General features: G+C 58.5%; 22 protein-coding genes. All 22 read left to right on the forward strand.

Going from position 1 to position 24,489, the window contains the following annotated elements; all coding sequences use genetic code 11:
- Positions 1–40: 40 nt before the first annotated feature.
- Positions 41–598 (forward strand): ribosome recycling factor, encoded by a 558-nt coding sequence (frr, locus tag Q4P78_RS04115; protein ID WP_303339046.1) that lies wholly within the window; start codon positions 41–43, stop codon positions 596–598.
- Between the two features lie 212 nt (positions 599–810).
- Entirely contained in the window at positions 811–1,686 is an 876-nt protein-coding gene (locus Q4P78_RS04120; RefSeq protein ID WP_303339047.1) for a phosphatidate cytidylyltransferase, read from the forward strand.
- Positions 1,687–1,762: 76 nt separating this feature from the next.
- The gene (locus tag Q4P78_RS04125) at positions 1,763–2,350 is read left to right on the forward strand and encodes a DivIVA domain-containing protein (protein ID WP_303339048.1); all 588 of its coding nucleotides are present in this window, start codon (positions 1,763–1,765) and stop codon (positions 2,348–2,350) included.
- Between the two features lie 136 nt (positions 2,351–2,486).
- Positions 2,487–3,800 carry a 1-deoxy-D-xylulose-5-phosphate reductoisomerase gene (gene dxr / locus Q4P78_RS04130; RefSeq protein ID WP_303339049.1) on the forward strand — a complete coding sequence of 438 codons (1,314 nt, stop codon included), beginning with the start codon at positions 2,487–2,489 and terminating at the stop codon, positions 3,798–3,800.
- 114 nt (positions 3,801–3,914) lie between these two features.
- A complete protein-coding gene (locus tag Q4P78_RS04135; protein WP_303339050.1) occupies positions 3,915–5,288 on the forward strand; it encodes an RIP metalloprotease in 1,374 nt (457 codons plus the stop codon).
- Between the two features lie 172 nt (positions 5,289–5,460).
- On the forward strand, positions 5,461–6,627 hold the full coding sequence (gene ispG, locus Q4P78_RS04140) for a flavodoxin-dependent (E)-4-hydroxy-3-methylbut-2-enyl-diphosphate synthase (RefSeq protein WP_303339106.1): 1,167 nt from the start codon (positions 5,461–5,463) through the stop codon (positions 6,625–6,627).
- A gap of 98 nt (positions 6,628–6,725) precedes the next feature.
- Positions 6,726–7,790: a GNAT family N-acetyltransferase gene (locus Q4P78_RS04145; RefSeq protein WP_303339051.1), complete on the forward strand. Its 1,065-nt coding sequence runs from the start codon at positions 6,726–6,728 to the stop codon at positions 7,788–7,790.
- Between the two features lie 98 nt (positions 7,791–7,888).
- Complete coding sequence (locus tag Q4P78_RS04150; protein ID WP_303339052.1) at positions 7,889–9,706, forward strand: proline--tRNA ligase; 1,818 nt, start codon at positions 7,889–7,891, stop codon at positions 9,704–9,706.
- Positions 9,707–9,715: 9 nt separating this feature from the next.
- Positions 9,716–10,369 carry a ribosome maturation factor RimP gene (gene rimP / locus Q4P78_RS04155; protein ID WP_303339053.1) on the forward strand — a complete coding sequence of 218 codons (654 nt, stop codon included), beginning with the start codon at positions 9,716–9,718 and terminating at the stop codon, positions 10,367–10,369.
- Positions 10,370–10,534: 165 nt separating this feature from the next.
- Positions 10,535–11,578 (forward strand): transcription termination factor NusA, encoded by a 1,044-nt coding sequence (gene nusA, locus Q4P78_RS04160; RefSeq protein WP_303339107.1) that lies wholly within the window; start codon positions 10,535–10,537, stop codon positions 11,576–11,578.
- A gap of 234 nt (positions 11,579–11,812) precedes the next feature.
- Positions 11,813–12,118 (forward strand): YlxR family protein, encoded by a 306-nt coding sequence (locus Q4P78_RS04165; protein WP_303339054.1) that lies wholly within the window; start codon positions 11,813–11,815, stop codon positions 12,116–12,118.
- Positions 12,119–12,347: 229 nt separating this feature from the next.
- On the forward strand, positions 12,348–15,173 hold the full coding sequence (gene infB / locus Q4P78_RS04170) for a translation initiation factor IF-2 (protein ID WP_303339055.1): 2,826 nt from the start codon (positions 12,348–12,350) through the stop codon (positions 15,171–15,173).
- Between the two features lie 201 nt (positions 15,174–15,374).
- Positions 15,375–15,845: a 30S ribosome-binding factor RbfA gene (rbfA, locus tag Q4P78_RS04175; protein WP_303339057.1), complete on the forward strand. Its 471-nt coding sequence runs from the start codon at positions 15,375–15,377 to the stop codon at positions 15,843–15,845.
- Positions 15,846–15,853: 8 nt separating this feature from the next.
- Positions 15,854–16,975 carry a tRNA pseudouridine(55) synthase TruB gene (truB, locus tag Q4P78_RS04180; protein WP_303339058.1) on the forward strand — a complete coding sequence of 374 codons (1,122 nt, stop codon included), beginning with the start codon at positions 15,854–15,856 and terminating at the stop codon, positions 16,973–16,975.
- A gap of 236 nt (positions 16,976–17,211) precedes the next feature.
- Complete coding sequence (locus tag Q4P78_RS04185; protein ID WP_303339059.1) at positions 17,212–17,949, forward strand: DUF4345 domain-containing protein; 738 nt, start codon at positions 17,212–17,214, stop codon at positions 17,947–17,949.
- A 140-nt stretch (positions 17,950–18,089) separates the two neighbouring features.
- A complete protein-coding gene (locus Q4P78_RS04190; protein ID WP_303339060.1) occupies positions 18,090–19,100 on the forward strand; it encodes a bifunctional riboflavin kinase/FAD synthetase in 1,011 nt (336 codons plus the stop codon).
- Positions 19,101–19,249: 149 nt separating this feature from the next.
- The gene (locus Q4P78_RS04195) at positions 19,250–19,708 is read left to right on the forward strand and encodes an S-ribosylhomocysteine lyase (protein WP_303339061.1); all 459 of its coding nucleotides are present in this window, start codon (positions 19,250–19,252) and stop codon (positions 19,706–19,708) included.
- A complete protein-coding gene (gene mtnN / locus Q4P78_RS04200; RefSeq protein WP_368660893.1) occupies positions 19,708–20,604 on the forward strand; it encodes a 5'-methylthioadenosine/S-adenosylhomocysteine nucleosidase in 897 nt (298 codons plus the stop codon). Before Q4P78_RS04195 ends, mtnN begins: the two co-directional genes overlap by 1 nt.
- Positions 20,605–20,705: 101 nt before the next feature.
- Positions 20,706–21,008: a hypothetical protein gene (locus tag Q4P78_RS04205; RefSeq protein WP_303339062.1), complete on the forward strand. Its 303-nt coding sequence runs from the start codon at positions 20,706–20,708 to the stop codon at positions 21,006–21,008.
- Positions 21,009–21,110: 102 nt separating this feature from the next.
- Complete coding sequence (locus Q4P78_RS04210; protein ID WP_303339063.1) at positions 21,111–22,535, forward strand: amino acid permease; 1,425 nt, start codon at positions 21,111–21,113, stop codon at positions 22,533–22,535.
- Positions 22,536–22,829: 294 nt separating this feature from the next.
- Positions 22,830–23,774 carry a hypothetical protein gene (locus tag Q4P78_RS04215; RefSeq protein ID WP_303339064.1) on the forward strand — a complete coding sequence of 315 codons (945 nt, stop codon included), beginning with the start codon at positions 22,830–22,832 and terminating at the stop codon, positions 23,772–23,774.
- A 199-nt stretch (positions 23,775–23,973) separates the two neighbouring features.
- On the forward strand, positions 23,974–24,243 hold the full coding sequence (rpsO, locus tag Q4P78_RS04220; protein ID WP_049332781.1) for a 30S ribosomal protein S15: 270 nt from the start codon (positions 23,974–23,976) through the stop codon (positions 24,241–24,243).
- The last annotated feature ends 246 nt before the right edge of the window (positions 24,244–24,489 follow it).

Raw genomic sequence — 24,489 nt, forward strand, 5'->3', positions numbered from 1 at the left:
GTATTTATAGGGCGCAACCCCCTAGATAAAGGACACATAAATGATTGATGAGATTCTTGCTGAAGCCGGCGAGAAGATGGACAAGACCATTGAGGCTACCAAGGGCGAATTCGCGAAGGTTCGTACCGGTCGCGTGAACCCCGCTATTTTCAGCGGCCTGACCGCAGAGTACTACGGTGCACCCACCCCGCTGCAGCAGCTGGTTTCTTTCAATGTTGAGGATGCACGCACCGTCAAGATCGTCCCCTTCGATGTGAGCGCGCTGGCAGCCATTGAGAAGGCTCTGCGTGACTCGGATCTGGGCGTGAACCCCAGCAATGACGGCGCGGCTATTCGCGTGGTGATGCCCGAAATGACCGCTGAGCGTCGTAAGGAATACACCAAGCTGGTTAACTCCAAGGCTGAAGAGGCTCGCGTATCCGTACGTAATGTTCGCCGTAGCGCAAAGACCTCCATTGACAAGCTGGTCAAGGACGGCGAAATCGGCGAGGACGAGGGCGCACGCGCTGAAAAGGACCTGGACGCGCTGACCAAGAAGCACGTTGAGGCAATCGACGAGCTGTACAAGCATAAGGAAGCTGAGCTGCTGGCTGTCTAAGCCGCAGAAAGCTATATCAGGGTGCACGCTTGGCTTGGGTGAATCTCATAACACCCGGCCGGGCGTGCATTCTTCCCACGCGCTGAAAATAGCGCCTTGAGCGGCTCCGCTGTCACAGCAGCGGGGGAGAGCTCAGAACCTGAGAATTATTCACCGTAGAATCCACAGCACCCGTTCCGTTGAAATCCGGTCAGGAATAGGAAGGCAGAACTATGAGCGAGCAGGCAGAAGCTTCTAAGGCTGATGCGAGCACCGCAGTCGACCAGGCTCCCAAAGCCCCCAAGGGCGGGCGTAACCTCCCCGCCGCTATTGGTGTGGGTGCGGCTCTGGGCGCCCTGCTGCTGCTGGGTCTGTGGCTACCTCCCGTACTGGCGCTGACCGCCGCCGCTGCCTCGGTGCTGGGCGTATGGGAAATTCTTACGGTGCTCAATGACCGTGCGGGCTACGGTACCCCGCGCTGGGTGGCAGCGCCCCTTGCCTTCGCTTTTATTCCTGCCTCCTACCACTTCGGTTTGAAGGGTACCGCGGCGGCTCTCGGCGTATCCCTGGTGATTATTGCTATCGCTACGCTCTTTACCGGCTCCAAGCGTCAGGTCGGCTATTTCAAATCCCTGGGCGGCTCCATGATGGCAATGCTCTGGGTACCGACCCTGCTGGGTATTGGCCTGGCGTATTTTGCCACCGAGCGCGGCTGGGCGGGTATTCTGCTGGCACTGCTCATGGCAATTTGTAATGACACCTTTGGCTATATTGCGGGTGTGAACTTCGGTAAGCACCCCTTAGCCCCCGTGATTTCTCCCAAGAAGAGCTGGGAGGGCCTTGCCGGTTCCTTTATTGGTTCGGCGGCGGTAGCCTGCACCGTGATTGGTCTCTTTGGCCACCTCTTCTGGTGGGGTATGCCCTTTGCGGCTCTGATGGTCATTGTGGCAACCGCAGGCGATCTGCTAGAGTCCATTTTCAAGCGCCGTATGGGCATTAAGGATATGTCGAATCTGATTCCCGGCCACGGCGGCATGATGGATCGTCTGGATTCCATTGTGTGGACTGTGGGCGTGGGCTGTCTGATTTTTAGTATCTGGCCTCTCTAAACTGGTCTACACTAAATAGGTCAGGATCCTTGAACAACGGTTAGTGCGGTGTACCGCAGCAAACAAAGGAAGAACTATGGCACAGCCTAAACGCAGCGGTGGTTTTGCTCGCGCGGGCGAGACGGAACTGGGATATAAGCGCAGCGAGGTGGATCGCCTCTTTGAGCGCCTGGCTGATGACTATGAGCTGCTGAGCGATAATAGTCAGGCGGCTGATTCTCTCTACACGTCTCGCCGTATTCGCCAGGTGGTATTCCGCCCCGAGCCCGGTGGTTACGCTGTGCACGAGGTGGATCGTGCCTTGGAGATGATTGAGGAGCGTTTCTCCCGCCTGGAGCGCAGCCGCTATATTGAGCAGGCTGGCATGGCGGCGTGGGAGGATATGCTGGTGGATACCGGCGAGTTGCTCATGGGTCGCCTGGAGCGCCCGGCTCGTCAGCGTTTCCGTCGCCCGGCTAAGCGCCTGACCGTAGGCTATTTTGTGGACGATGTGGATGCCCTATGCGATGCTATCCGCCGTCAGCTAGATGGCGAGGACGCCCTGGACCCTTCGGTTATTCGCACTGCTTCCTTCCGTTCGGCAACCAGCGATATGTGCTATGAAGAGACCCAAGTGGATGCCTTTTTGGATCGCTGCATTGAGCTGATTCAGGACGTCATGTAACCCTCATACTTTGAGAAGAACACCGCGCAGAAACCGCGGTGTTTTTCTATGCCCTCTTGGCAGCTGGCAGATGGCATCTGGAGCCCCGAAGTTCTCAAGCCCAGGGCGGCGAGATGAGGCGGGGTACACTGGATATATGAAATTTGGTTCTTCTGCACGCGTGGGCGGATCCCGCCACGCATTCACCCCGGCGCTGCAGCAGCTCGCTGAGCGCCCGAAGCGCATTAGTATTCTGGGCTCTACAGGTTCGATCGGCACCCAGGCAATGGAGGTTATTGAACACCTGGCTCATCTGGCGGGTACAACCCCTGCCGCTGAGAACGCGCCCCTGCGCGTGGCGGCTCTTGCTGCCGGTTCTCGCTCTTTGGAGCTGCTGGCTACCCAGGCGGTAGCAACCCGCGCCGAGCTGGTGGCAACCAGTGGAGATGAACAGGATGCACAGCGTCTGCGCGAGCTCATTGTCTCTCACGCGGCAGCAGAGAAGATTGAGTACAATCCGCGCATTGTGCACGGCGAGCGCGCCAGCGTTGAGGCTGCCGCGCACCCGGTGGATACGGTGCTCAATGGCATTACCGGCTCGATTGGGCTGGAACCGACCCTAACCGCTCTGGAGCACGGCTATCAGGTGGCACTGGCGAATAAGGAATCGCTCATTGCCGGCGGCCCGCTGGTGCGCGCGGCGGTGGATGCCTCGCCCCTGGATCAGCCTATGATTCCGGTGGATTCTGAACATTCGGCTATTGCTCAGGCTCTTGCCGGTGGCAGTGATGCTGAGATTGACCGCCTGGTGGTGACCGCCTCGGGTGGTCCTTTCCGCGGTAAGAGCTTGGACGAGCTGCACGATGTGACCCCTGAGCAGGCTCTGGGTCACCCCACCTGGTCTATGGGCATGGTGGTTACCACCAACTCGGCAACTATGGTCAATAAGGCTCTGGAGGTGCTCGAAGCGCACTATCTTTTCGGTGTGCCTCTGGAGAAGATTGATGTGGTGGTTCACCCGCAATCGGTGGTGCATTCCATGGTTCAATTTGTGGACGGCTCCACTCTGGCTCAGGCGTCCCCGCCCTCTATGGTGCTGCCCATTGCTCTGGGGCTGACCTGGCCGGCTCGTGTCAGCGGCGCGATTCCGCCGTGCGATTGGTCGCAGGCGACCTCCTGGACTTTTGAGCCTCTGGATGAAGAGGTCTTCCCCGCAGTGCAGCTCATTAAGCAGGCTGCGGCTGCTGGTGGTACCCACCCGACCGTGTTTAATGCCGCTAATGAGCAGGCGGTTTATGCCTTCCACGAGGGCGCGATTCGTTTTACCGATATTGTGCCCACGGTGGCTCGTGTGGTTGCCGAGCATAAGGATAGCGGCGCCTATACCTCCACTGAGAATCTGACCCTTGAGGCTGTGCTTGAGGCGGAGAAATGGGCTCGTGCGCGCGCTGATGAATTGCTCGGCCGATAAATAGCGCAGCGACGCACGCTTTAGCGCTTAGAGATAGTGGCGGCTCTTTCAGGGTTTTCTCAGAAAGAGCCGCTATGCTCTATCACTTAGTCCCCACCGTTTCGTAGGAGAGATATGGAATTACTGCTCTATATTCTGGGTATGCTGATTATGGCTGTGGCCATTGGTCTATCCATTGCCCTGCACGAGGTGGGGCATCTGCTGCCCGCCAAGCTCTTTAATGTGCGCGTGCCGCAATATATGATCGGTTTCGGTAAAACCATTTTTTCTTTTAAAAAGGGTGAAACCGAGTACGGTTTTAAAGCCATCCCCTTGGGCGGCTATATTTCTATGATCGGCATGTACCCGCCTTCTAGGGCAGAGGCTAAGCAAGCCGTCGAGCACCCCGAGCAGGCTCTGGAGCATCCCGGGTCCACCTCGCCTTTTGCCTCCATGGCGGTAGCAGCTCGCGCGGCGGATGCTGAGCGCATGCAGCCGGGGGATGAGAACCGCCTCTTTTATAAACTGCCCGTGCTCAAGCGCATGGTCATTATGCTGGGCGGTCCGAGCATGAACCTGCTGCTGGCAATTCTCTTTACTACTATTGCCGTCACGGGCTTTGGCTCCGCTAAGCCGACCACCACGGTAGGTGTGGTCTCCGAGTGCGTACCGAGCGTGAGCGTGAGTGATACGGCGCTAACCTACGGTGAATGCACCGACTCTTCTACCGCCTCCCCGGCAAAGAGCGCGGGCGTGCAGGCGGGGGATAAAATTCTGCGCGTGGATAATCGTGAGGTGTCTAGCTGGTCTCAGATTTCCGAGGCTATTCGCCAGCACGCAGGTAGCGAGCCGCTGAGCCTGAGCGTGCTGCGCAATGGTAGCGAGCAGAGCCTGTCCATTCAGCCTGCGACCATTGTCCGCCCGGTGACCGATAGCAACGGCGAGTACGCGCGCGATGCCCAGGGCAAGTTGCAGCTGGTTGAGGGCGGTTTTATTGGTATTTCGCCCACCACTCAGCTGAGCCCCGATCCGATGACCCGTGTGCCCGAGGTGCTGGGCGATCAGGTGTCCCGTATGGGCAAGGCTATGCTTTCCCTGCCTCAGCGCGTGTGGGATGTGGGCCTAACCCTGGTGACCAATGGAGAGCGTGACAAGGAATCTCCCATGTCCGTGGTGGGGGTCAGCCGCGTAGCCGGTGAGGTTGCCGCCACCGATAAGATTGACCTGAACGCCAAGGCAGCCACCCTCATTTCCCTGATCGCCAGCATGAACCTCATGCTCTTTGTCTTCAACCTGATTCCGCTACTGCCTCTGGATGGCGGTCATGTTGCCGGTGCTCTGTGCGAGAGTATTCGCCGCCTCTGGGCTAAATTGCGCTCCAAGCCCGATCCCGGTCCCTTTGACCCGGTGAAGATGCTGCCGCTGACCTATGCGGTGGCGGGTGCTTTTGTGCTCATGTCCCTGGTGTTGATTCTGGCGGATATTTTCAAACCGCTTACTCTCTTCTAGATCAGCTTTTTAGCACAGCTCACAGGCTCTGCTTGCCCGCTAGTGCGTGCGGAGCGTGAGCCTGCTCTAAAAGTAACGGTTTAGGTCTACCGTATTAGTGATTTGAGCTGTGCGGTGCCACAATAGAACATTGAATAGCGCATTCGCGCTTGAAAAACGACTTTCGGAGGATATTTTGTCGGTTAGTCTGGGTATGCCCAAGCCCCCCGTGCCGGTTCTGGCACCGCGTCGAGTAACGCGCCAGTTTAAGGTCGGTAGCGTTGGCGTGGGTTCTGACTCGCCTATTTCGGTGCAGTCCATGACCACCACCAAAACCCACGATATTGGTTCGACCCTGCAGCAGATCGCTGAGCTGACTGCAGCCGGTTGCGATATTGTGCGCGTGGCGTGCCCCACCGATAAAGACGCTGAGGCTCTGCCCATTATTGCCCAGCAGTCCCGCATTCCGGTGATTGCCGATATTCACTTCCAGCCCAAGTACGTCTACGCCGCCATTCAGGCAGGCTGTGGTGCGGTGCGCGTGAACCCGGGTAATATCCGCAAGTTCGACGACCAGGTCAAGGAAATTGCCCAGATGGCAAGCGACCACGGCACCTCCATTCGTATTGGCGTGAACGCGGGCTCCCTGGATAAGCGTCTGCTGGCAAAGTACGGCTCGGCAACCCCCGAGGCTCTGGTTGAGTCCGCCGTGTGGGAAGCTTCCCTCTTTGAGGAGCACGGCTTCCGCGATTTCAAGATTTCCGTTAAGCACAATGACCCCGTGGTTATGGTGGAGGCATACCGTCAGCTGGCTGCAGCCGGTGACTGGCCCCTGCACCTGGGCGTGACCGAGGCTGGTCCCGCATTCCAGGGCACTATTAAGAGCTCGGTGGCATTCGGTGCTCTGCTCTCTCAGGGTATTGGCGATACCATTCGCGTGTCTCTGTCCGCTCCTCCGGTGGAAGAGGTCAAGGTCGGTACCAAGATCCTGGAATCTTTGAACCTGCGCCCGCGCAAGCTCGATATCGTTTCCTGCCCCTCCTGCGGCCGTGCCCAGGTGAACGTGTGGGAACTGGCTGAGAATGTGACCAAGGGTCTGGAAGGCATGAAGGTGCCGCTGCGCGTTGCCGTGATGGGTTGTGTGGTGAACGGCCCCGGTGAGGCTCGCGAAGCTGATCTGGGTGTGGCATCCGGTAACGGCAAGGGCCAGATCTTCGTCAAGGGTGAGGTTATTAAGACCGTGCCCGAGGATCAGATTGTTGAGACCCTGATTGAAGAAGCGAACCGCATTGCTGCCGAAATGGAAGCAAATGGCGAGTACATTCCCGAGGATTCCACTCCTTCGGTGAGCGTAAGCTAAAGATAGCGTAGAAAGTAGCGGGGCGTGCGAGGTAGAACCCTTGCACGCCCCTCTTTCTATGCCCGTAAAACCTAGGGTAGAGGTAGGAAAAAGCGAGTATGGCTTTGAAAGACTGGATGCAGCGCCTAAGCAATAGCTCTCGCGCCGCGAGCTCGCGCACCTACCCGCAGCTGCGCGCGGTGGACGAGTACTTGAGCGATCAGCTGGAGTGGATGCTCTATGCCGATATGGCGGGTAATCTCTACACCATTGACCAGTACGAACGCCGCGGCCTGCCCGAACGCGCGCCCCGTCTGAGCCCCTCCTATCAGGGTTTTGTGGCGGTTATTGACCTCAATGATTCCGGCCAGGAGTATGTACGTTCGGCCATGCTCATGGGCGTCAATAGCCTGCCGATTCGCTGCGAGGAGGCCGATCGACAGGCTTTTGCCCGCCTGCTGCTGGAATCCTCCCAGCTGCGCGCTCTCTTTGGACCGAGCGAAGAAGTGCTGCCCCTGTGGGATGCAATGAATGAGCTCTACCGCGAGCGCACCGGAGAAAATATTAAGCCTTTCTCACCGCGCCCGAATCAGCCCCTGCTGTATCTAGCTCCCGAGACATCATTGGAAGAGCTGCTGAGCATTCAGCGTCTGAACTCCGCTCTGGCTGCTCTGCCCGCTGAGCTACCGAAAATTCAATTCTGGCGTAACCCTGCGGGAGAGAAAAGGGACAGCAACACCCAGGAAAGCATGAGCCCCGCACGCTGGGCTCAAGCATCCGACTCTCATGTGCTGGTACCGGCAGCTGCCGCCATGTACAGCGAAGAACTGGGCTATAACCCTTTGGACCGCTACGGCAGCGCCTATGTGGAGAGCGTGCAGCGCCTTATCGAGGAACAGCGCAGCGTGATCATTAGCGACACGAGCGGCCGCGTGATTTTCAAAACCGATGCGGGTATTTCCTCTGACTCCATGGCGCAAATTCAGGGTGTGTGGCTGCACCCGGATTATCGCGGTAGGGGATTGAGCACCCTGCTTTTCGCCCACACCTGCGCCCTGCTGCGCACCCGCTGGGAGCATATTACCCTCTACGTTAATGATTACAATGCGCCCGCCCTGGCGCTCTATGAGCGTACCGGCTGGGAGGATATCGGTTCGCTCAGTACCTTTATTATCAGGGTCTAAAAGGGCTATCCGTGCGCTAGAGACAGAGCAGCAAGAGCATAAACCCGGTAGAATGGTGAGTAACTATGCTCATTTAACCCCAACCCCGGGAGGAAAACGTGGTTCTTCGTCTCTCCAACCTCTTCGTGCGCACCCTGCGTGAAGACCCCGTCGACGCTGAAGTCGCCAGCCACAAGCTGCTGGTGCGCGCCGGCTACATTCGCCGCGCGGCTCCCGGCGTGTACACCTGGCTGCCCCTGGGTCTGAAGGTGCTGCGCAAGGTCGAGGCTATCGTCCGCGAAGAAATGGAAGCCATTGGCGCGCAGGAAGTACACTTCCCCGCCCTGCTGCCTCGCGAACCCTATGAGGCAACCAACCGCTGGGATGAATACGGCGATAACCTTTTCCGCCTCAAGGACCGCCGCGGCACCGATATGCTGCTGGCTCCCACCCACGAGGAAATGTTCACCCTGCTGGTCAAGGATCTGTACTCCTCCTACAAGGATCTGCCCCTGACCCTCTTCCAGATTCAGACCAAGTACCGCGACGAGGCACGCCCCCGTGCGGGCCTGCTGCGCGGCCGTGAATTCGTCATGAAGGACTCCTACTCCTTCACCATTGACGATGAGGGCCTGAACGAAGCCTATATGGCACACCGCGCCGCCTATGAGCGTATCTTCAAGCGCCTGGGTCTGGAGATTGTTATTGTGACCGCACAGTCCGGCGCGATGGGTGGCTCCCGCAGTGAAGAATTCCTGCACCCCATTGCCATTGGTGAAGACACTTTCGTGCGCTCGCCCGGCGGCTACGCAGCTAATGTTGAGGCTGTGACCACCGTGGTACCCGAGGAGCTGCCCATTGACGAATCCACCCCGGCAGCTATTGTGCTGGACACCCCGGATTCGCCCACCATTGAGACCCTGGTTGAGCGCATGCGTGAGCTGCACGGCGCAGATTTTGCAGAGCTGAGCGCAGATCAGACCCTCAAGTGCTTTATCGGTGCTGTGACCACCCCCGAGGGCGAGCGTAAGCTCTTTGCTATCGGTGTACCCGGTGACCGCGCCGTGGATCTGGGTCGTGTTGAGGTCAATATTGGTGCTCTCATGGGCATCGGCGGCGAGGTTGAGGTCGAAGCCGCCAATGATGAGGATCTGGCAAAGTTCCCGCAGTTGGTCAAGGGCTACATTGGCCCCGGCCTGTCCCTGGATGCACCGCTGCTGGGCGCCTCCACTGAAGAGCGCGAGAGCGCCACCGGTATTCCCTTCTTCGTTGACCCCCGCGTGGTGCGCGGTAGCCGCTGGGTAACCGGCGCTAATGAGGCAGGCAAGCATGTGGGCAATCTGGTCTACGGCCGTGATTTTATCGCCGATGGCGTGATTGAGGCCTGCGAGGTGCGCGAGGGCGACCCGGCTCCCGATGGTTCCGGTCCTCTCTCTGCCGCTCGCGGTATTGAAATGGGTCATATTTTCCAGCTGGGTCGTAAGTACGCCGAGGCACTGGGCCTGAAGGTTCTGGACGCTAACGGCAAGCAGCAGGTTGTGACCATGGGCTCCTACGGTGTGGGTGTCACCCGCGCCCTGGCAGCTATTGCCGAGGGTAATCACGACGATAAGGGTCTGATCTGGCCGCGTCATTTGGCACCGGCTGATATTCACATTGTGCTCACCGGCAAGGACGAAGCATCCCGCGAATACGCAGAGAGCCTCTCTTCCGAATTGGAAGCAGCTGGCGTGCAGGTTCTGCTCGATGACCGCCCCAAGACCAGCCCCGGCGTGAAGTTTGGCGATGCCGAGCTGCTGGGCGTACCCACCATCCTGGTGATTGGTCGCGGTTTCAAGGACGGTCTGCTTGAGCTCAAGGATCGCCGTAGTGGCGAGGCTCGCGAGATTGCCGTTGGGGATGCTGTATCCCAGGTACTGACCGAGATTGGTCGCTAAGGAGTAATTATGGCGTATAAGCCCAAGCGCAGCTCCCTGAAAAAAGCTGCCCCCAATGCTCGCGCTCGTCGCGCCGCATCCCGCGGCTCCATTCAGCGCCCCCGCGAGGAGGCCGTTGAGCCCGCTATTGTTCGCGTGGGTACCCGTCCCATGAGCCAGGAAGAGGCAGCGGCGGCTATTGAGCCGGTGCTGGCTGAATTCTCCCTGGTGTTGGAGGGTCTGAAGCTCAGTGGCCCGGTTGCGAATCGCACCCTGACCATTACCGTGGACTACACCGAGGACCGCAGCGACCAGCTTTCCCTGGACTCTCTGGGTGAGATTTCTCAGGCATTCTCCGCGGCACTGGATCGTGCCGATGAGAAGGATGAGTTCTACCCCTATGAGCTGCAGGTTTCCTCCCCGGGTGCTACCCGTGCGCTGGTTGAGCGCCGTCACTGGCTGCGCTCGCGCGGCCGCCTGATTGCTGTCACCGCAGCCGATGGTACCGAGTATCTGGCTCGTTTGGATGAGGTGAGCGATGAGGGCCCGGTGCTGCAGCGTAAGAAGCAGACCAAGAAGGGACAGAAGGAGTCCTATCACCCCGCCGCCACCGTGGCGTGGGAGGATATTAGCTCCGCTCATGTCGAAATTGATTTCAATTCTGCCTCTGAGCCGGTAGAATAGAAGTAATCTTTATAGCGTTTACCCTCTGCGTGGCTCCCCAAGAGCCAGCAGAGTGTAGGCGAATGAATCCGTTCGGGAGCCGGGGTTCATTATCAATGCGAGAACGTTGATAATGGGTACCCCGGCGCCGTGCTACATGAAAGGCTGATGAACGTGGACAATAATATGACCATTGACCTAGGAACCATGCAGGCGCTCTCTAAGATGCGCAATATCCCCATGGATGAGATCTTCGCCCTGGTGGAAAACGCCCTGGTTCTTGCCTACTCCAAGCAGCCCGGCGCCATTAAGAACTCCCGCGCGCAGATCGACCGCGTGACCGGTGACTTCGTTATCCTCGCACCCGAGGTGGACGAAAACGGCGAGGTCATTGACGAATTCGACGACACCCCCAACAACTTTGGTCGTATTGCAGCCTCGACCGTGCGTCAGGTGCTGCAGCAGCGCCTGCGCGATGCAGAGGACACCGCGGTGCTGGGCGAGTTCCGCGACCGCGAGGGCACCCTGGTGTCCGGGCAGATTCTGCCCGGCGGCAAGGGCGGCCACGTGCAGGTTGACCTGGGCACCGTTGAGGCGATCCTGCCCGCACACGAGCAGGTTCCCGGCGAGAAGTACCCCCTGGGCAGCCGCAAGCGCTTCTACCTGCTCAATGCCTCCCGCGGCAATAAGGGTCCCTCGGTAACCCTCTCTCGCACCCACCCGAACCTGGTGCTGCGCCTGTTCGAGCAGAACGTACCCGAGATCGAGGGCGGTCTGGTGCGCATTGAGTCCATTGCCCGCGAGGCAGGCCACCGCTCCAAGATTGCTGTATCTGCAACCAAGCCCGGTCTGAACGCTAAGGGCGCCTGCATTGGCGATATGGGTGCCCGCGTGCGCGCCGTGACCGAAGAGCTGAACGACGAGAAGATCGATATTGTCGACTACTCCAAGGACCCGGCTGAGTTCATTGCTGCGGCTCTGTCCCCGGCAAAGGTGAGCACCGTGCTGGTGCTTAGCCCCGAGAACTTCTCGGCTCGCGCGGTGGTTCCCGATGATCAGCTCTCCCTGGCTATTGGCCGCGAGGGTCAGAACGCTCGCCTGGCTGCTAAGCTGACCGGCTGGCGCATCGATATTATGCCCGAGTCCAAGTACGCTCAGTTGCGTGCCGAAGAGGAAGTTGCCGCACGCGTGCAGGCAAGCCTTGAGGACGAGGCTGAAGGCGAAGAGTAATAACTCGCCTGAAACCCTATTGGTTAATAACCTCAATGGTTAATAGCTATTAGGCTTTGTATCTTCCCGTTTAACCTGCCCGCGGGGCAGCGAGGCACTATGCCTTAGCTCTCCCGGGCGGGATTAAGCGCGCATTAAGAGATACACTAGAGATGTACCCCTGTGCGGGCCAGCTGCATGCTGCCCGCGCATTGGTGTGTGATGACCAATGAACCCTACCGGAAAGGGGAGGATATGAGCGTTTCCTATGCTCCCACCCGTACCTGCATTGGTTGTCGTCAGCACGATGTACAGCAGGCTATGCTGAAAATCGTGCGAACCGGTGAAACCGGAACCGTAGATTCCGTGAACCTGGCGGTGGATGCGCATCGTGCTCTGCCCGGTCGCGGCGCCTGGATACACCCTTCTGAATCCTGCCTGGCTATGGCGGTTAAGAAGAATGCCCCGGCGCGCGCCTTCAAACAGGCTATATCGCGATCCGCGCTGGCTGCCTTTGAACAGGCGGTGCGTGAGCATATTCCCGCCAAGGACACCCACTAATTCGGTGGGTCGCGGATCTGTTTTTCCGATAAGTCAACGAGTTTGACGACTTCTTGAATTCGAAAGCGAGTCAGAAAACTGATGGAAATCTAATGAGTGCCGTCCAATGAGCACCTTCTGGGTCTCTACAACCGGCAATCTGCATCGCTGCGCGGCTCTATGCGCGCAGCATCCTATAAATCACTAGTGTTCGCACCCTGTCCGGGGGCGAACCGAGACAGGAGATAATTTGGCTAACCCTCGTGTACATGAGCTGGCTAAGGAGCTGGGCGTCGCCTCTAAGGACGTCATGGCCAAGGCCAACGAATTGGGCGAGTTCTTCAAGAGCGCTTCCTCCACCGTGAACCCCATGGTGGCTAAGAAGCTGCGCGCCGCATTTGGCGCATCCGCTCCCAAGCCGGAGGCAAAGGCACCCGCAGCAGAAAAGCCCGCTGCAGCTCCCAAGCCTGCCACCCCCAAGCCCGCAGCGGCTAAGCCGGCTCCCAAGCCTGCGCCCAAGCCCGCACCGGCAGCTGAGAAGGCTGCTGAAAAGCCCGCCGAGAAGGCACCGAAGGCTGCTAAGGCTGCCGCACCCAAGCCGGGTGCTGCTGCTCCCAAGCCCGCCGGTCCCCGCCCGGGCAATAACCCCTTTAGCTCTCAGCAGGGTATGGCGCGTCCCGACGCTCCCAAGCCTGCTGCACCCAAGCCGGGCCCCAAGCCCGGTCCTCGCCCGGGCAATAACCCCTTCAGCTCTCAGCAGGGCATGAAGTCCAACCGCTCCGAGCGTAATGGCGAGCGTAACGAACGCAATGGCGGTCCTCGTCCTCCGCGCGGCGGCAACCGTAATGGTGGTCCCCGTCCCGGCGGTAACGGCGGCCCGCGTCCTGCAGGTAATGGCGCTCCTCGCCCCGCAGGTAACGGCGGCCCCCGTCCGGCAGCTGGCGCACGTTCGGGCGCACCCCGCCCCGGTGGCGGCCCTCGCCCCAACCCCTCGATGATGCCCAAGGTCTCCAATGTTGGCGGCGGCGCTCCCGCTTCTAATGGTGGCGGAAACTCCGGCGGCGGCAATGGTCCCCGTCGCGGTGGCGGTTCCGGCGGTTTCAACCGCGGTCCCTCCCGTCCGGGCCCCGGCGGTCGCGGTAATGCGCAGGGCGCATTCGGCCGCGGCGGCTCCAAGCGTAAGGGTCGCAAGTCCAAGGCAGCTCGTCGTAGCGAGCTGGAGCAGCTGAACGCACCGGCACCCGGTGGCGTGGTTGTGCCTCGCGGCGATGGCAGCACCGAGATTCGTCTGCGTCGCGGCGCCTCCATTATGGACTTCGCTGAGAAGATTGGCGCAAACCCGGCATCGCTGATTACCGTGCTCTTCCACCTGGGCGAGATGGCTACCCAGACTCAGTCCCTGGATGAGGACACCTTTGAGCTGCTGGGTGCCGAGCTGGGCTACACCATTAAGATTGTGTCCCCCGAGGATGAAGAGCGCGAGCTGCTCGAGTCCTTCGATATCAACCTGGACGCTGAAGCAGCATCCGAGGATGACGAAGTACTGCAGCCCCGCCCGCCGGTGGTAACCGTGATGGGTCACGTTGACCACGGTAAGACCCGCCTGCTGGATGCTATCCGTAACACCAATGTGATTGAGGGCGAAGCTGGCGGCATTACCCAGCATATCGGTGCATACCAGGTACGCACCGAGGTTGAGGGTGAAGAGCGCGCCATTACCTTCATCGATACCCCCGGTCACGAGGCGTTTACCGCTATGCGTGCCCGCGGTGCTAAGGTCACCGACGTTGCAATCCTGGTGGTTGCAGCTGATGACGGCGTGATGCCCCAGACCATTGAGGCACTGAACCACGCTCAGGCAGCAAATGTGCCGATCGTGGTGGCAATCAACAAGATCGATAAGGAAGGCGCAAACCCGGATAAGATCCTGGGTCAGCTGACCGAATACGGTCTGGTCCCCGAAGCCTACGGTGGCGACACCATGACCGTGAACGTCTCTGCACGTAACGGCACCAATATTGACGAGCTGCTGGAAGCAGTCACCCTGACCGCCGATGTGCTCGAGTTGCGCGCTAACCCCGATAAGGAAGCACGTGGCGTTGCCATTGAAGCGAACCTGGATAAGGGCCGCGGTGCGGTCTCTACCGTGCTGGTTCAGTCCGGTACCCTGCGTATTGGTGACGCTATTGTTGCCGGTGTTGCACACGGTCGTGTGCGCGCCATGTTCGATGAGAACGGCAACAAGGTTGAGGAAGCCGGCCCCTCGCGCCCCGTTCAGGTGCTGGGTCTGTCCACCGTGCCTCGCGCGGGTGACACCTTCCTGGTGACCGAGGAAGAGCGTACCGCTCGTCAGATCGCTGAGAAGCGTGAGGCTGCTGATCGTAACGCTCAGCTGGCTAAGCGCCGTAAGCGCGTGACCCTCGAGTCCTTCGACGCGGCTGTTGCCGAGGGTAAGATGGACACCCTGAACCTGATTATTAAGGGTGACGTATCCGGTGCTGTGGAAGCACTGGAAGAGTCCCTGATGAAGATCGACGCCGGTGGCGACGAGGTTCAGCTGCGCGTAATCCACCGCGGTGTGGGTGCTATTACCCAGAACGACGTGAACCTGGCAACCGTGGACAACGCGGTGATCATTGGCTTCAACGTCCGCCCTGCAGAGCGCGTGGCAGAGCTTGCCGATCGCGAGGGTGTGGAGATGAAGTTCTACTCCGTCATCTACCGCGCAATCGAGGAAATCGAGCAGGCAGTCAAGGGTATGCTCAAGCCCGAGTACGAAGAGGTGGAGCTGGGCTCCGCCGAGATCCGCGAGGTCTTCCGCTCCTCCAAGTGGGGCAATATTGCGGGTTCGATTGTTCGTACCGGTCTTATCAAGCGCAACGCCAAGGCACGCCTGGTGCGCGATGGTGCTGTGGTTGCAGACAACCTCACCATCGAGTCCCTGCGTCGTTTCAAGGACGATGCTACCGAGGTCCGCGAGGGCTACGAGTGTGGTATCGGTCTGGGCTCCTTCAACGATATTCGCGAAGGCGATATTATCGAGACCTGGGAGATGCAGGAAAAGCCCCGCGTCTAAGGCCCATAGCCTGGAGCACCATATAGCGGTACACCGCTAGATAGATGAACCCGTGCGGGTACGATTACCGTGCCCGCACGGGTTCTCTCTATCGACCTGTCGTGATATAGACGGGCAAGAGAGCATACGCACCCTAAATACGCGTATGATAAAAGACAAAGACGGCAACGAGCCGTTCACAGACATAAAGGATTGATAACTATGGCTGATGCAGCCCGCGCGGCACGACTTGCCGACCGTATTAAGGTCATTATTGCTAAGGCGCTCGAGCGCCGCATTAAGGACCCCCGCCTGGGATTTGTGACCGTGACCGACGCACGCGTGACCAATGACCTGCAGCACGCAACCATCTACTACACCGTTATGGGCGATGAGGAAGAGAAGGCACAGACCGCTAAGGCTCTGGAGTCCGCTAAGGGTATTCTGCGCTCGGAGGTGGGTAAGAATATTACCGCTCGCCTGACCCCGACCCTGACCTTCGTGGTGGACGAGGTGCCCGAGAACGCCTTCGCTCTGGAGGATCTGCTGCGCAAGACCCGCGAGCGCGACGCTGAGCTGGCTGCCGCCTCCGAGGGTGCAAGCTACGCCGGTGAAGAGGACCCCTATAAGAAGCCTCATGAAGAGGAAGAAGAGGGCGAAGAGTTCGAGGACTCTAACGAGGATGAGGCCTAAAGAATCCCATGGGCAAGGCGAAGGAACGCGGCCCCAGCGGCCTGCTGGTCATTGATAAGCCGCTAGGCATGACCAGCCACGATGTGGTTTCTAAGACCCGTTGGATTGTGGGCACCCGTAAAGTGGGTCATGCCGGCACCTTGGACCCGCAGGCTTCGGGTGTACTGCTGGTGGGTTTGAATAAGGCAACTAAGCTGCTGACCTACCTGGTGGGTCAGGATAAAACCTATGAGGCGACCATTGTGCTCGGTGCTGCCACGGTGACCGAGGACGCCGAGGGCGAGCTGATTTCTGTGGCTCCTGCCTCTCCTGTGCGCGCCCTTTTCCCCGATGCTGAGGGGGCTCAGGAGCGCGTGCTGGCGGCTATGGCGGCTCTGAGCGGTGAGATTGACCAGGTTCCTTCGGCTGTCTCGGCGATCAAGGTTAACGGTGTGCGCTCCTATGCGCGTGTGCGTGCCGGTGAAAATGTTGAGCTGGCTGCTCGTCCGGTGACTATTTCCGAATTCGAGCTGCTGGATATGCGCCGTGGAATGCTGACAACCGATGATTACGGTGTGGCTGAGAGCGCCGATACTAAGAATCTAAGTATGTGCCCGGATTCTGGGCAGGTTCCGGCACGTATTGATACGGTGGAGCTGGATGTTCGCGTGTCCTGTTCCTCGGGCACCTATATCCGCGCTCTAGCGAGGGATTTGGGTGCTGCTCTGGGCGTTGGCGCGCATCTGAAGGCACTGAATCGTTCCCGTGTGGGTGCGATTTATCAGGCGGAGGCGACCGCCCTGGATACCCTGGTGCGTGCGCGTGAAGAGTCCGGGCAACCCCTGGATCTTTTCCCACATATGCCCCTGGAGACCCTGGCGAAGCGTCTTTTTGCGGTGCGTGAGCTCTCGGCGGCTGAGGCTACCGATATTTCCTTTGGGCGCGGTATTGAGCCCGTGGACGGGGAGCCAGTCACCACATCTGATCAGACGGAAGGCTCCCATGCCTCCACCCGTGGGTTGAGCGCTGCTTTTGCCCCGGACGGTACCCTGGTGGCTCTGCTGCGCACCAAGAAGGTGCCCGCGCGTGCCGGTGGGGGAGTAAAGGCTGTTCCCGAGCTGGTTTTTGAGGCGGGTAAGAGCTTTAGCTAGCTCTATGTTAACTCTCTAAGCTGTGAGCCTATGAGCTGAGATATCGGGGTGCCGGGGACTATCTGGCACCCCGATTTTCTATGCCCTTATTTCTATTTTTGGCCCCTGTAGCGTGCACGGCAGGCATATAGGAGCCCAATAGGGTATATTCTTGATTCAGACACATTCGCATTTCTGATTTGCTGAGCTTTCTCAGGCTAAAAGAGCAGGTCAGAGCATTTGAAAGACGTACTATTATGAGCACCCACCCCCAGGAACCGGCAGCGGGCACCGCGCCCCTACAGCAGGTAGCAGCAGCGAATCAGGAACAGGCACCGGTGACCAATGCAACCCACCCGCGCCAGGCAGCTGCCTCCACCTCCTCTAAAAACACCAAAGACTCTGGCGTTGAGGGCCTGAGCCCTCAGGAACTTAAAGCGCAGCGCGCCGAAGCTAAAAAGCAGGAGGCGGCCGCCAAGAAGCAGGAAGCAAAGGACGCCAAGCAGGCAGCAAAGCAGGCTCCCAAGACCCTGGCTGATTTTGCCAAGCCCCAGAACCAGGGCATGTTCCGCGCGGCGGTGGCACTCTACGGTCTGAGTATTCTGCTCTACGCCGCATGGCAGATTCAGGGCGGCACCCTGGTCATTCCCGAAAGCGATCAGGTTGCGGTCAACGCTTCAATCCAGTCGAACTATATTTTTATGTCCACCATTTATTTCGGTGTGGGTCTGGCGTTCCTCTTTATTTCCTGGAAGTTCAAGTGGGTTAATATGCTCACCCTGGTCTGCGCCGTGGTTTTCCTGGGCGGTATTGGCCGTGTGCTTGCGTGGGCTCATTTTGGCACCCCGCATTGGAGCCTGATCGTTGCCATGATTCTGGAACTGGTGCTGCCGCCCTGCTTGCTGGTGTGGTACGGCTGGATTAATAAGTCCAATAAGCTGCGTGCCGATATTCTGCAGGCATCCGCAGCCCCCGTGGCTCCGAGCGCCAAGTAGCCTCTTATCCCGTCCTCGTGTACGCATAGCGTGTACACCCAAGAGGGCGGGATTTTTCCTGAATAAGCCCCTGAAGGTGAGCTTTAGCCCAAAGTGGTTTAGGATGGATAGGTACTTTCTTATCATTCAAGGAGCAACGCGTGCACATTTACCGAAACCGCGAGGATATTCCCGCCGATTTTGGCCCCAGCGTGGTCACCATTGGCAACTTTGACGGTGTGCACATTGGTCATGCCCGCGTGATTTCCCGCGTGGTGGATCTGGCGCGTGAAAATTCCCTGACCAGCGTTGCGGTCTCCTTTGACCCGCACCCCGTGAAGGTACACCGACCCGAGGTGAAGCACCACGATATTATGGGTCAGGAATCCCGCCAGCACTTTATGCAGCTGCTGGGCTTGGATACCTATGTGCTGCTGCACTACACCCTGGAATTTGCCGCCCAGAGCCCCGAAGAATTCGTGAAGTCCACCTTTGTGGATGCCCTGCACGCACGCTATGTGGTCATTGGCGATGATGTGCGCTTTGGCCGCAATAACTCGGGGGACTTGAACACTATGCGCCAGCTGGGTGCTCAGTACGGTTTTGAGGTCATCGTGGTCGAAGACCTCATGGCTGATGAGCTGACCCGCTGCTCCTCGACCCGTATTCGCCAGCTGCTGCTGGATGCCGATATGGAGGGCGCTGCTCGTCTGCTGGGCCGCTCCCACCAAATGTACGGCGAGGTGGTACACGGTCTGGCGCGAGGCCGCGAATTGGGATTCCCCACCGCGAACCTCGCCCTGGAATCTACCGGCTTTATTCCCGCCGACGGGGTGTATGCCGGCTGGCTGACCGATGAGTCGGGCGTGCGCCACCCGGCGGCTATTTCGGTGGGTACCAACCCGACCTTTGACGGTATTGAGCACCGCCAGGTGGAGGCTCATGTGATCGACCGCCCCGAAGAGCGTGTGGAGGATTTCAACCTTTACGGCCAGCATGTGGTGGTGGAGTTCGTCAAGCACCTGCGCTCCATGGTGGCGTTCACCGGTATTGAGGCGCTGATTGAGCAAATGAACCAGGACGTGGATCAGGCACGCGAGGTATTGGCACAGGATGCCGCCTGCGCGGCAGAGGATGAGGAATATAAGCGCGCTCATCCCAACGCAATCTAAAGAAAGCATATGACTACTACGAGCGGGTAGGATGCGGGGAGAAAACCTCCGCATTCTACCCGCTCATTGTGTAGGCAGCTTATTATGTGAGTTCAGTTCATAGGCGCGCTCGCATAGGCAATCGTAATGATTTAAGGGAGAATAGAAGCATGCAGAAAATGAACGTTGAATCCTTTAACCTGGACCACCGTGCGGTGGCGGCCCCCTATGTGCGCATCGCTGACCGTAAGGTGCTGCCCGGGGGCGATACCCTGATTAAGTACGATATTCGCTTTACCCAGCCCAATAAGGCGCACCTTGAGATGCCCGCCGTACACTCCATTGAGCACCTGAGCGCTGAGCATATGCGCAATCACACCGATAAGCTGATCGATTTTTCCCCCATGGGTTGCCAGACCGGTTTTTACGCCCTGACCCTGGGCCTGGAGCCGGAAGAATTCTTCCCCATTCTCGAATCAACCATGAAGGATATCCTGGAGGCTACCGAGGTTCCGGCAGCCAACGAAGTACAGTGCGGTTGGGGTGCTAACCACTCCCTGCAGGCAGCTCAGGATGCTGCGCGCACCTTCCTGGCTGCTCGCAATGAGTGGGAACAGGTGATGGCATAATGAGCGTGGATCCCTTCGGCCTGAGCGAAAACGGCGTGCTGGGCGCCGGCGATATTAACCCCGAGCAGATTTTTAGCGATAGCTACGCTGAGTTCTCCACCGTTTCGGCAATGATGGAGAGCTTCTCCACCGCCGTGATTATTCAGGTGGCAATGGATGAGGAGCTCGCTCCCTTCCTGGCTGCTACCTCGGAAGCGTTCCCTTCCTTTAGCGAGGGCGTGGCGGAATTCCACCCCCGCTACCTGAAGGTCGGCAAGGAGCGCGTGCCCGTGCTTATGGTGCGCTCCAAGATTGGTTTGGTTAATGCGGCATCTGCGGCGACTGAGGCTCTGAGCTATGTGAACTCTTGCCTGGGCTATATTAGCGCCGGTACCGCGGGCGGCCTGGCGTCCAGCATTAATGTGGGCGATATTGTGGTCGGCAATGACTACACCTACACCGATGCGGATGCGACCGCCTTTGGCTATAAGCGCGGCCAGCTGCCGGGTATGCCCGAAAGCTACGACGCGGTCAGCGCCCTGTGGGCTGAGGCAGCCGAGCAGGCGGTGAACTCCCTGGAAGCACGCCGCGGCGAGCAGTGGGCTGTGTACGCCGGTCGTATGCTGGCGGGTAACTCCTTTGTGACCGCTCATAATGTTGCCGATACTCGCGAGGCTTTCCCCACCGCGCTGAGCACCGATATGGAAACCACCGCTATTGCGCAGGTGTGCTCTAACTACCGTGTGCCCTTTATTGGTGTGCGTTGCGTATCGGATTTGTGCGGTCCTGCGGCGGATCAGGATTTCCATATGTCTATTGACATTGTGGCTCCTCGTTCGGCGCGTTACGCCCTGCAGTGCGCTGCTGAGCTGTGGACCGGTACCGAGCTGCCGGATTTACAGCTGGATTTTAGCTAGAGGAAGCTGCATGCTGGTGCGGTTAGGTTTAGCTGCCCGGCTTGTAGTAAGCTAGCTAACGTAAAGATGACATTCTTCTATACCTCGTAAAGGAGCAGGATATGAAGCTCAACCCCACGCTGCTGTCGGCAGCAGGCCTGATTGGTGGCTACAAGGTCACTAGCGCAACCAAGATTCGTCCTCTGGGCGGTGCCACCCTGGCTTTGGCCGGTGTGCTGGCTCATAAGAATTGGAAGCGCCGTGCCGGTGCGCCCCGTGCTTCGTTCCTGACCGCCCTGTACTTTGGTGCCTTCGGTGCTGCGCATCCGCTGGCAAAGAAGATTGGTGCATGGCCCGCCGTGTACACTGTTGCAGGTGTGACGGCTTTTGCTTCCCTCATTTTTGGGCGTGCAAAGCGTAAATAAGCTGTAGTTTAACGGCGATAGGCGGGAGACGGTGTAACCGGTTCCCGCCTCTTGCTTTTTCGTAGCTTATCTTTTGACAATCCTCGTAGAACTTTAGGACTTATGACAACATCGCAAACTCAACCCAGTGATCAGCAGCTAACCCGTATGCTTTCGCTGCGCCATATTATGTTTATTGCTTTGGGTTCGGCGATCGGTACGGGTTTGTTTTACGGCTCCGCCTCCGCCATTCAAGCAGCCGGTCCCTCCGTAGTACTGGCCTATATGATTGGTGGCGCCGCGGTCTTTATGGTCATGCGCGCCATGGGCGAGTTGGCTTTGGCACACCCGGTGGCGGGCGCCTTTTCGGAGTACGCCACCCGCTATCTGGGACCCTGGGCAGGGTTTGTGACCGGCTGGTCCTATGCCCTGGAAATGGCGCTGGTGGCTATTGCCGATGTGAGCGCTTTTGCGATCTATATGCAGTTCTGGTTCCCCGGCACGCCCAGCTGGATCTGGATTGTCTCGGTGCTGCTGATTCTGCTGGCGGTCAACCTGACCAAGGTCAAGGCCTTTGGTGAAACGGAATTCTGGTTCACACTTATTAAGGTCAGTGCCATTATTGCCATGATTTGTGGCGGTCTGGCACTGCTGCTACTGGGTATTCACACCCACACCGAGGTGGCACCGAGCGTCACCAACCTCTGGGCTCTGCCGGACGCTGCCCACGGTGGCGGCGGCACCCAGGGCGGTTTCTTCGCCAACGGGTGGCAGGGTTTCTTAGCCTGCTTTACCGTGGTGATGTTTGCCTTCGGTGGTATTGAAACGATCGGTATTGCCGCCGGTGAGGCGAAGAACCCGCGCGTGTCGATTCCGAAGGCAATCCGCACGGTGCCTTTCCGCATTCTGCTCTTCTATGTGCTGACGCTGAGCATCATTATGTCCCTGTACCCCTGGTATTCGGTGTCGAAGAGCAATTCGCCTTTTGTGCAGATTTTCTCTTCCCTGGGTGTTCCTTTCGCAGCCGATATTTTGAACGCGGTGATTATTACTGCCGCTATTTCTGCGTTGAATGCTGATGTGTACGGTGCCGGGCGTATGCTTTACGGCCTGGCACAGCAGGGGCTGGCGCCGCGTGCTTTTAGCCGTTTGAGTAAGAATGGTGCACCTTGGATGACCACCATCATGATGGTGCTGGTGCTTGCGGTGGGCGTGATCATGAACGCTCTATTTGAGGATGCGTTTGTGGTGGTTGCCTCCCTGGCGACTTTCGCGACCGTGCTGGTGTGGGTGATGATTCTGCTCTCCCATATTGCCTATAAGCGCGGCGGGCACGATACACAGGTGCAGCCGGTACGTTTGCCCCTGTGGGCAAGCTACGCGGCATTGGCCTTTATGCTCGCGGTTGTCGTGCTTTTTGCGTTCTTTGAGGATACGCGTTTGGCGCTGGTGACTGGGCTGGTGTGGTGCCTTCTCTTGGGCGCCTATTATGCGTTTGCGGTGCGCGGATCTGCCGGTGCGTCTTCTGCGCAGAGTCTGAAGAGCTAGTTGTTCAAAGTGTGAAGAAATCGGGGTGGGGTAACCTGCCCCGATTCTTTATGGTTTGTAACGTTCCGTAGTGTGCATGGGGTAGGGGAGAGAGGAGCACCGGTGTTTTTGCCCGGGGTGTGCGCTCTGTTGATGGGGCGGTTATTTTTGAATGGGGCTGGTGGTCAGGCTCAATTTTATTGACAGGGCGTCAGAAGCTATTTTAGGCTTCATAGTAGCGCGTCGGTGTTCTTCTCACTCAACGCCTCGGCGCCGTACACCGTACCTCACTCTTACACTCAAGGATTATAGTTCGTGCCCGGTATCTCTTCCCGTATATCGCGCCGCCAGATGACGCAGGCTCTCTGGGCGGCACCCGTCATCGCTGCTAGTGCCGCCGTCCCGGCCTACGCCGCCAGCGCAACGGGTGAAAACTACGGCCAGATTATTGTGCTGCCCCGCGCCTCCAAGGCCGCAGACCAGAAATTTAACGGTACGAAAGCCGCCACCTACACCTGGATTATGTACCCCACCAGCAATCTGGGCAATGGCACCGCAGATATGCAGTACACCAATGCCAGCTCCACCGCCTCCATGGGCTATCACGACCCGGCCGATACGCCGGCCGGTGCTGTTTTCCCGCCCGTCTACCCGGCCAATGCGCCCAAAGAAGTCATGGGGTTTAACGGTGGCGCCGACTTCAGTTCGGTAGACGGTGTGGACGGTGTGGGTCAGGGAGCACGATTCCACATCACCATTGAAAATATTGCAGGGGATGTGGTGTATGCACCTACTCCCACCGGCACCACGCTCGGTAGCGCCAAGGTGGTGGTTGGTGGTGGCGACGCCATCCGTAATAATAAAATGACCACCGCCACCGGCTATAAGGGTAAGGGAGCAAATCCTCCGGTGGTGCAGCTTGAACCCGGTTATATTAGTCCCACCGTGCATGGTTATGGCCGATACCTGAATTTTGAGGGCTACACTGCTGCTAAAAACTCCGATGGTCTCTACGGCTACGGCACCCATTACACCACCGCCACCGGGCGGGATGGCTGGAGCTGGGATGTGGAACTCAAATCCAATATTACGAGTGTTGAGGCGGGTATTTCTAACCACGGCATTCAGATTATGACCTATTTGCGTCCCACCAGTTACGGGGATGCGGCCAAGGCTAAAGCTACCAATATTCCGGTGCAATATCGGGTTACGATTACTTCGCCCTGGGGTACGGTTAGCTATACTTCCGACCCGGTCTAAATCGTGTGACGCTGTGCGCCCGGTGCGGGGTATATTGTTCTGTTCGGCATAAACCCGTGCACACACCGCCCAAATGCTTTACACTAGAAGAATGCGCGTTTCTGCAGTCCGCGGCAGAGAACGTTTGGGGCGCATCGCCCAACCCCCGGTGTCAAAAGACATTCGGGCAGCTACGCGGCACTAACTCTAGGAGTTAAAAGTGGCACTGGATCCCGCAATCAAGCAGGAAATTATCAAGGAATACGCAACTCACGAGGGCGACACCGGTTCTCCCGAGGTTCAGATTGCAGTTCTGTCTCGTCGTATCTCCGACCTGACCGAGCACCTGAAGTTCCACAAGCACGATCACCACTCTCGTCGTGGCCTGATGATCCTGGTGGGTCGTCGTCGCAATATGCTCGGCTACCTCAAGAGCGTTGACATTGAGCGCTACCGTTCGCTGATTGAGCGTCTGGGTCTGCGCCGATAAGGTGTTCGTGACTGCGGGTGTACATCCTCTAGCCTTCGCGCCGGGGGAGTACGCCCGTTGTGCGTATCGCGCACTATATACAGTGTGTATCGCGCACTCATAGCGCCTAGCCCGCTTGAGCGGCTAAAAATATGTAATCCGAAGGGCTTTTATCCCATGTGCGGCGGTCCTCGGTAGCAATACGCGAAGCCTGAATTATTACAGTTTCGAGTGTTCCTATCGATGGCCGAACACGCTAAAAGCCCT

It is taken from the genome of Rothia sp. (in: high G+C Gram-positive bacteria) (assembly GCF_030540545.1).
GTDB lineage: Bacteria > Actinomycetota > Actinomycetes > Actinomycetales > Micrococcaceae > Rothia.

Bases quoted from the DNA above. Each gene is read 5' to 3' on its own strand.
- truB (WP_303339058.1), top strand. From the start codon at position 15,854: ATGGGCAAGGCGAAGGAACGCGGCCCCAGCGGCCTGCTGGTCATTGAT.
- frr (WP_303339046.1), top strand. From the start codon at position 41: ATGATTGATGAGATTCTTGCTGAAGCCGGCGAGAAGATGGACAAGACC.
- Q4P78_RS04120 (WP_303339047.1), top strand. From the start codon at position 811: ATGAGCGAGCAGGCAGAAGCTTCTAAGGCTGATGCGAGCACCGCAGTC.
- Q4P78_RS04125 (WP_303339048.1), top strand. From the start codon at position 1,763: ATGGCACAGCCTAAACGCAGCGGTGGTTTTGCTCGCGCGGGCGAGACG.
- rimP (WP_303339053.1), top strand. From the start codon at position 9,716: ATGGCGTATAAGCCCAAGCGCAGCTCCCTGAAAAAAGCTGCCCCCAAT.
- mtnN (WP_368660893.1), top strand. From the start codon at position 19,708: ATGAGCGTGGATCCCTTCGGCCTGAGCGAAAACGGCGTGCTGGGCGCC.
- Q4P78_RS04205 (WP_303339062.1), top strand. From the start codon at position 20,706: ATGAAGCTCAACCCCACGCTGCTGTCGGCAGCAGGCCTGATTGGTGGC.
- Q4P78_RS04165 (WP_303339054.1), top strand. From the start codon at position 11,813: ATGAGCGTTTCCTATGCTCCCACCCGTACCTGCATTGGTTGTCGTCAG.
- Q4P78_RS04135 (WP_303339050.1), top strand. From the start codon at position 3,915: ATGGAATTACTGCTCTATATTCTGGGTATGCTGATTATGGCTGTGGCC.
- Q4P78_RS04145 (WP_303339051.1), top strand. From the start codon at position 6,726: ATGGCTTTGAAAGACTGGATGCAGCGCCTAAGCAATAGCTCTCGCGCC.
- nusA (WP_303339107.1), top strand. From the start codon at position 10,535: ATGACCATTGACCTAGGAACCATGCAGGCGCTCTCTAAGATGCGCAAT.
- dxr (WP_303339049.1), top strand. From the start codon at position 2,487: ATGAAATTTGGTTCTTCTGCACGCGTGGGCGGATCCCGCCACGCATTC.
- Q4P78_RS04185 (WP_303339059.1), top strand. From the start codon at position 17,212: ATGAGCACCCACCCCCAGGAACCGGCAGCGGGCACCGCGCCCCTACAG.
- Q4P78_RS04210 (WP_303339063.1), top strand. From the start codon at position 21,111: ATGACAACATCGCAAACTCAACCCAGTGATCAGCAGCTAACCCGTATG.
- rbfA (WP_303339057.1), top strand. From the start codon at position 15,375: ATGGCTGATGCAGCCCGCGCGGCACGACTTGCCGACCGTATTAAGGTC.
- Q4P78_RS04195 (WP_303339061.1), top strand. From the start codon at position 19,250: ATGCAGAAAATGAACGTTGAATCCTTTAACCTGGACCACCGTGCGGTG.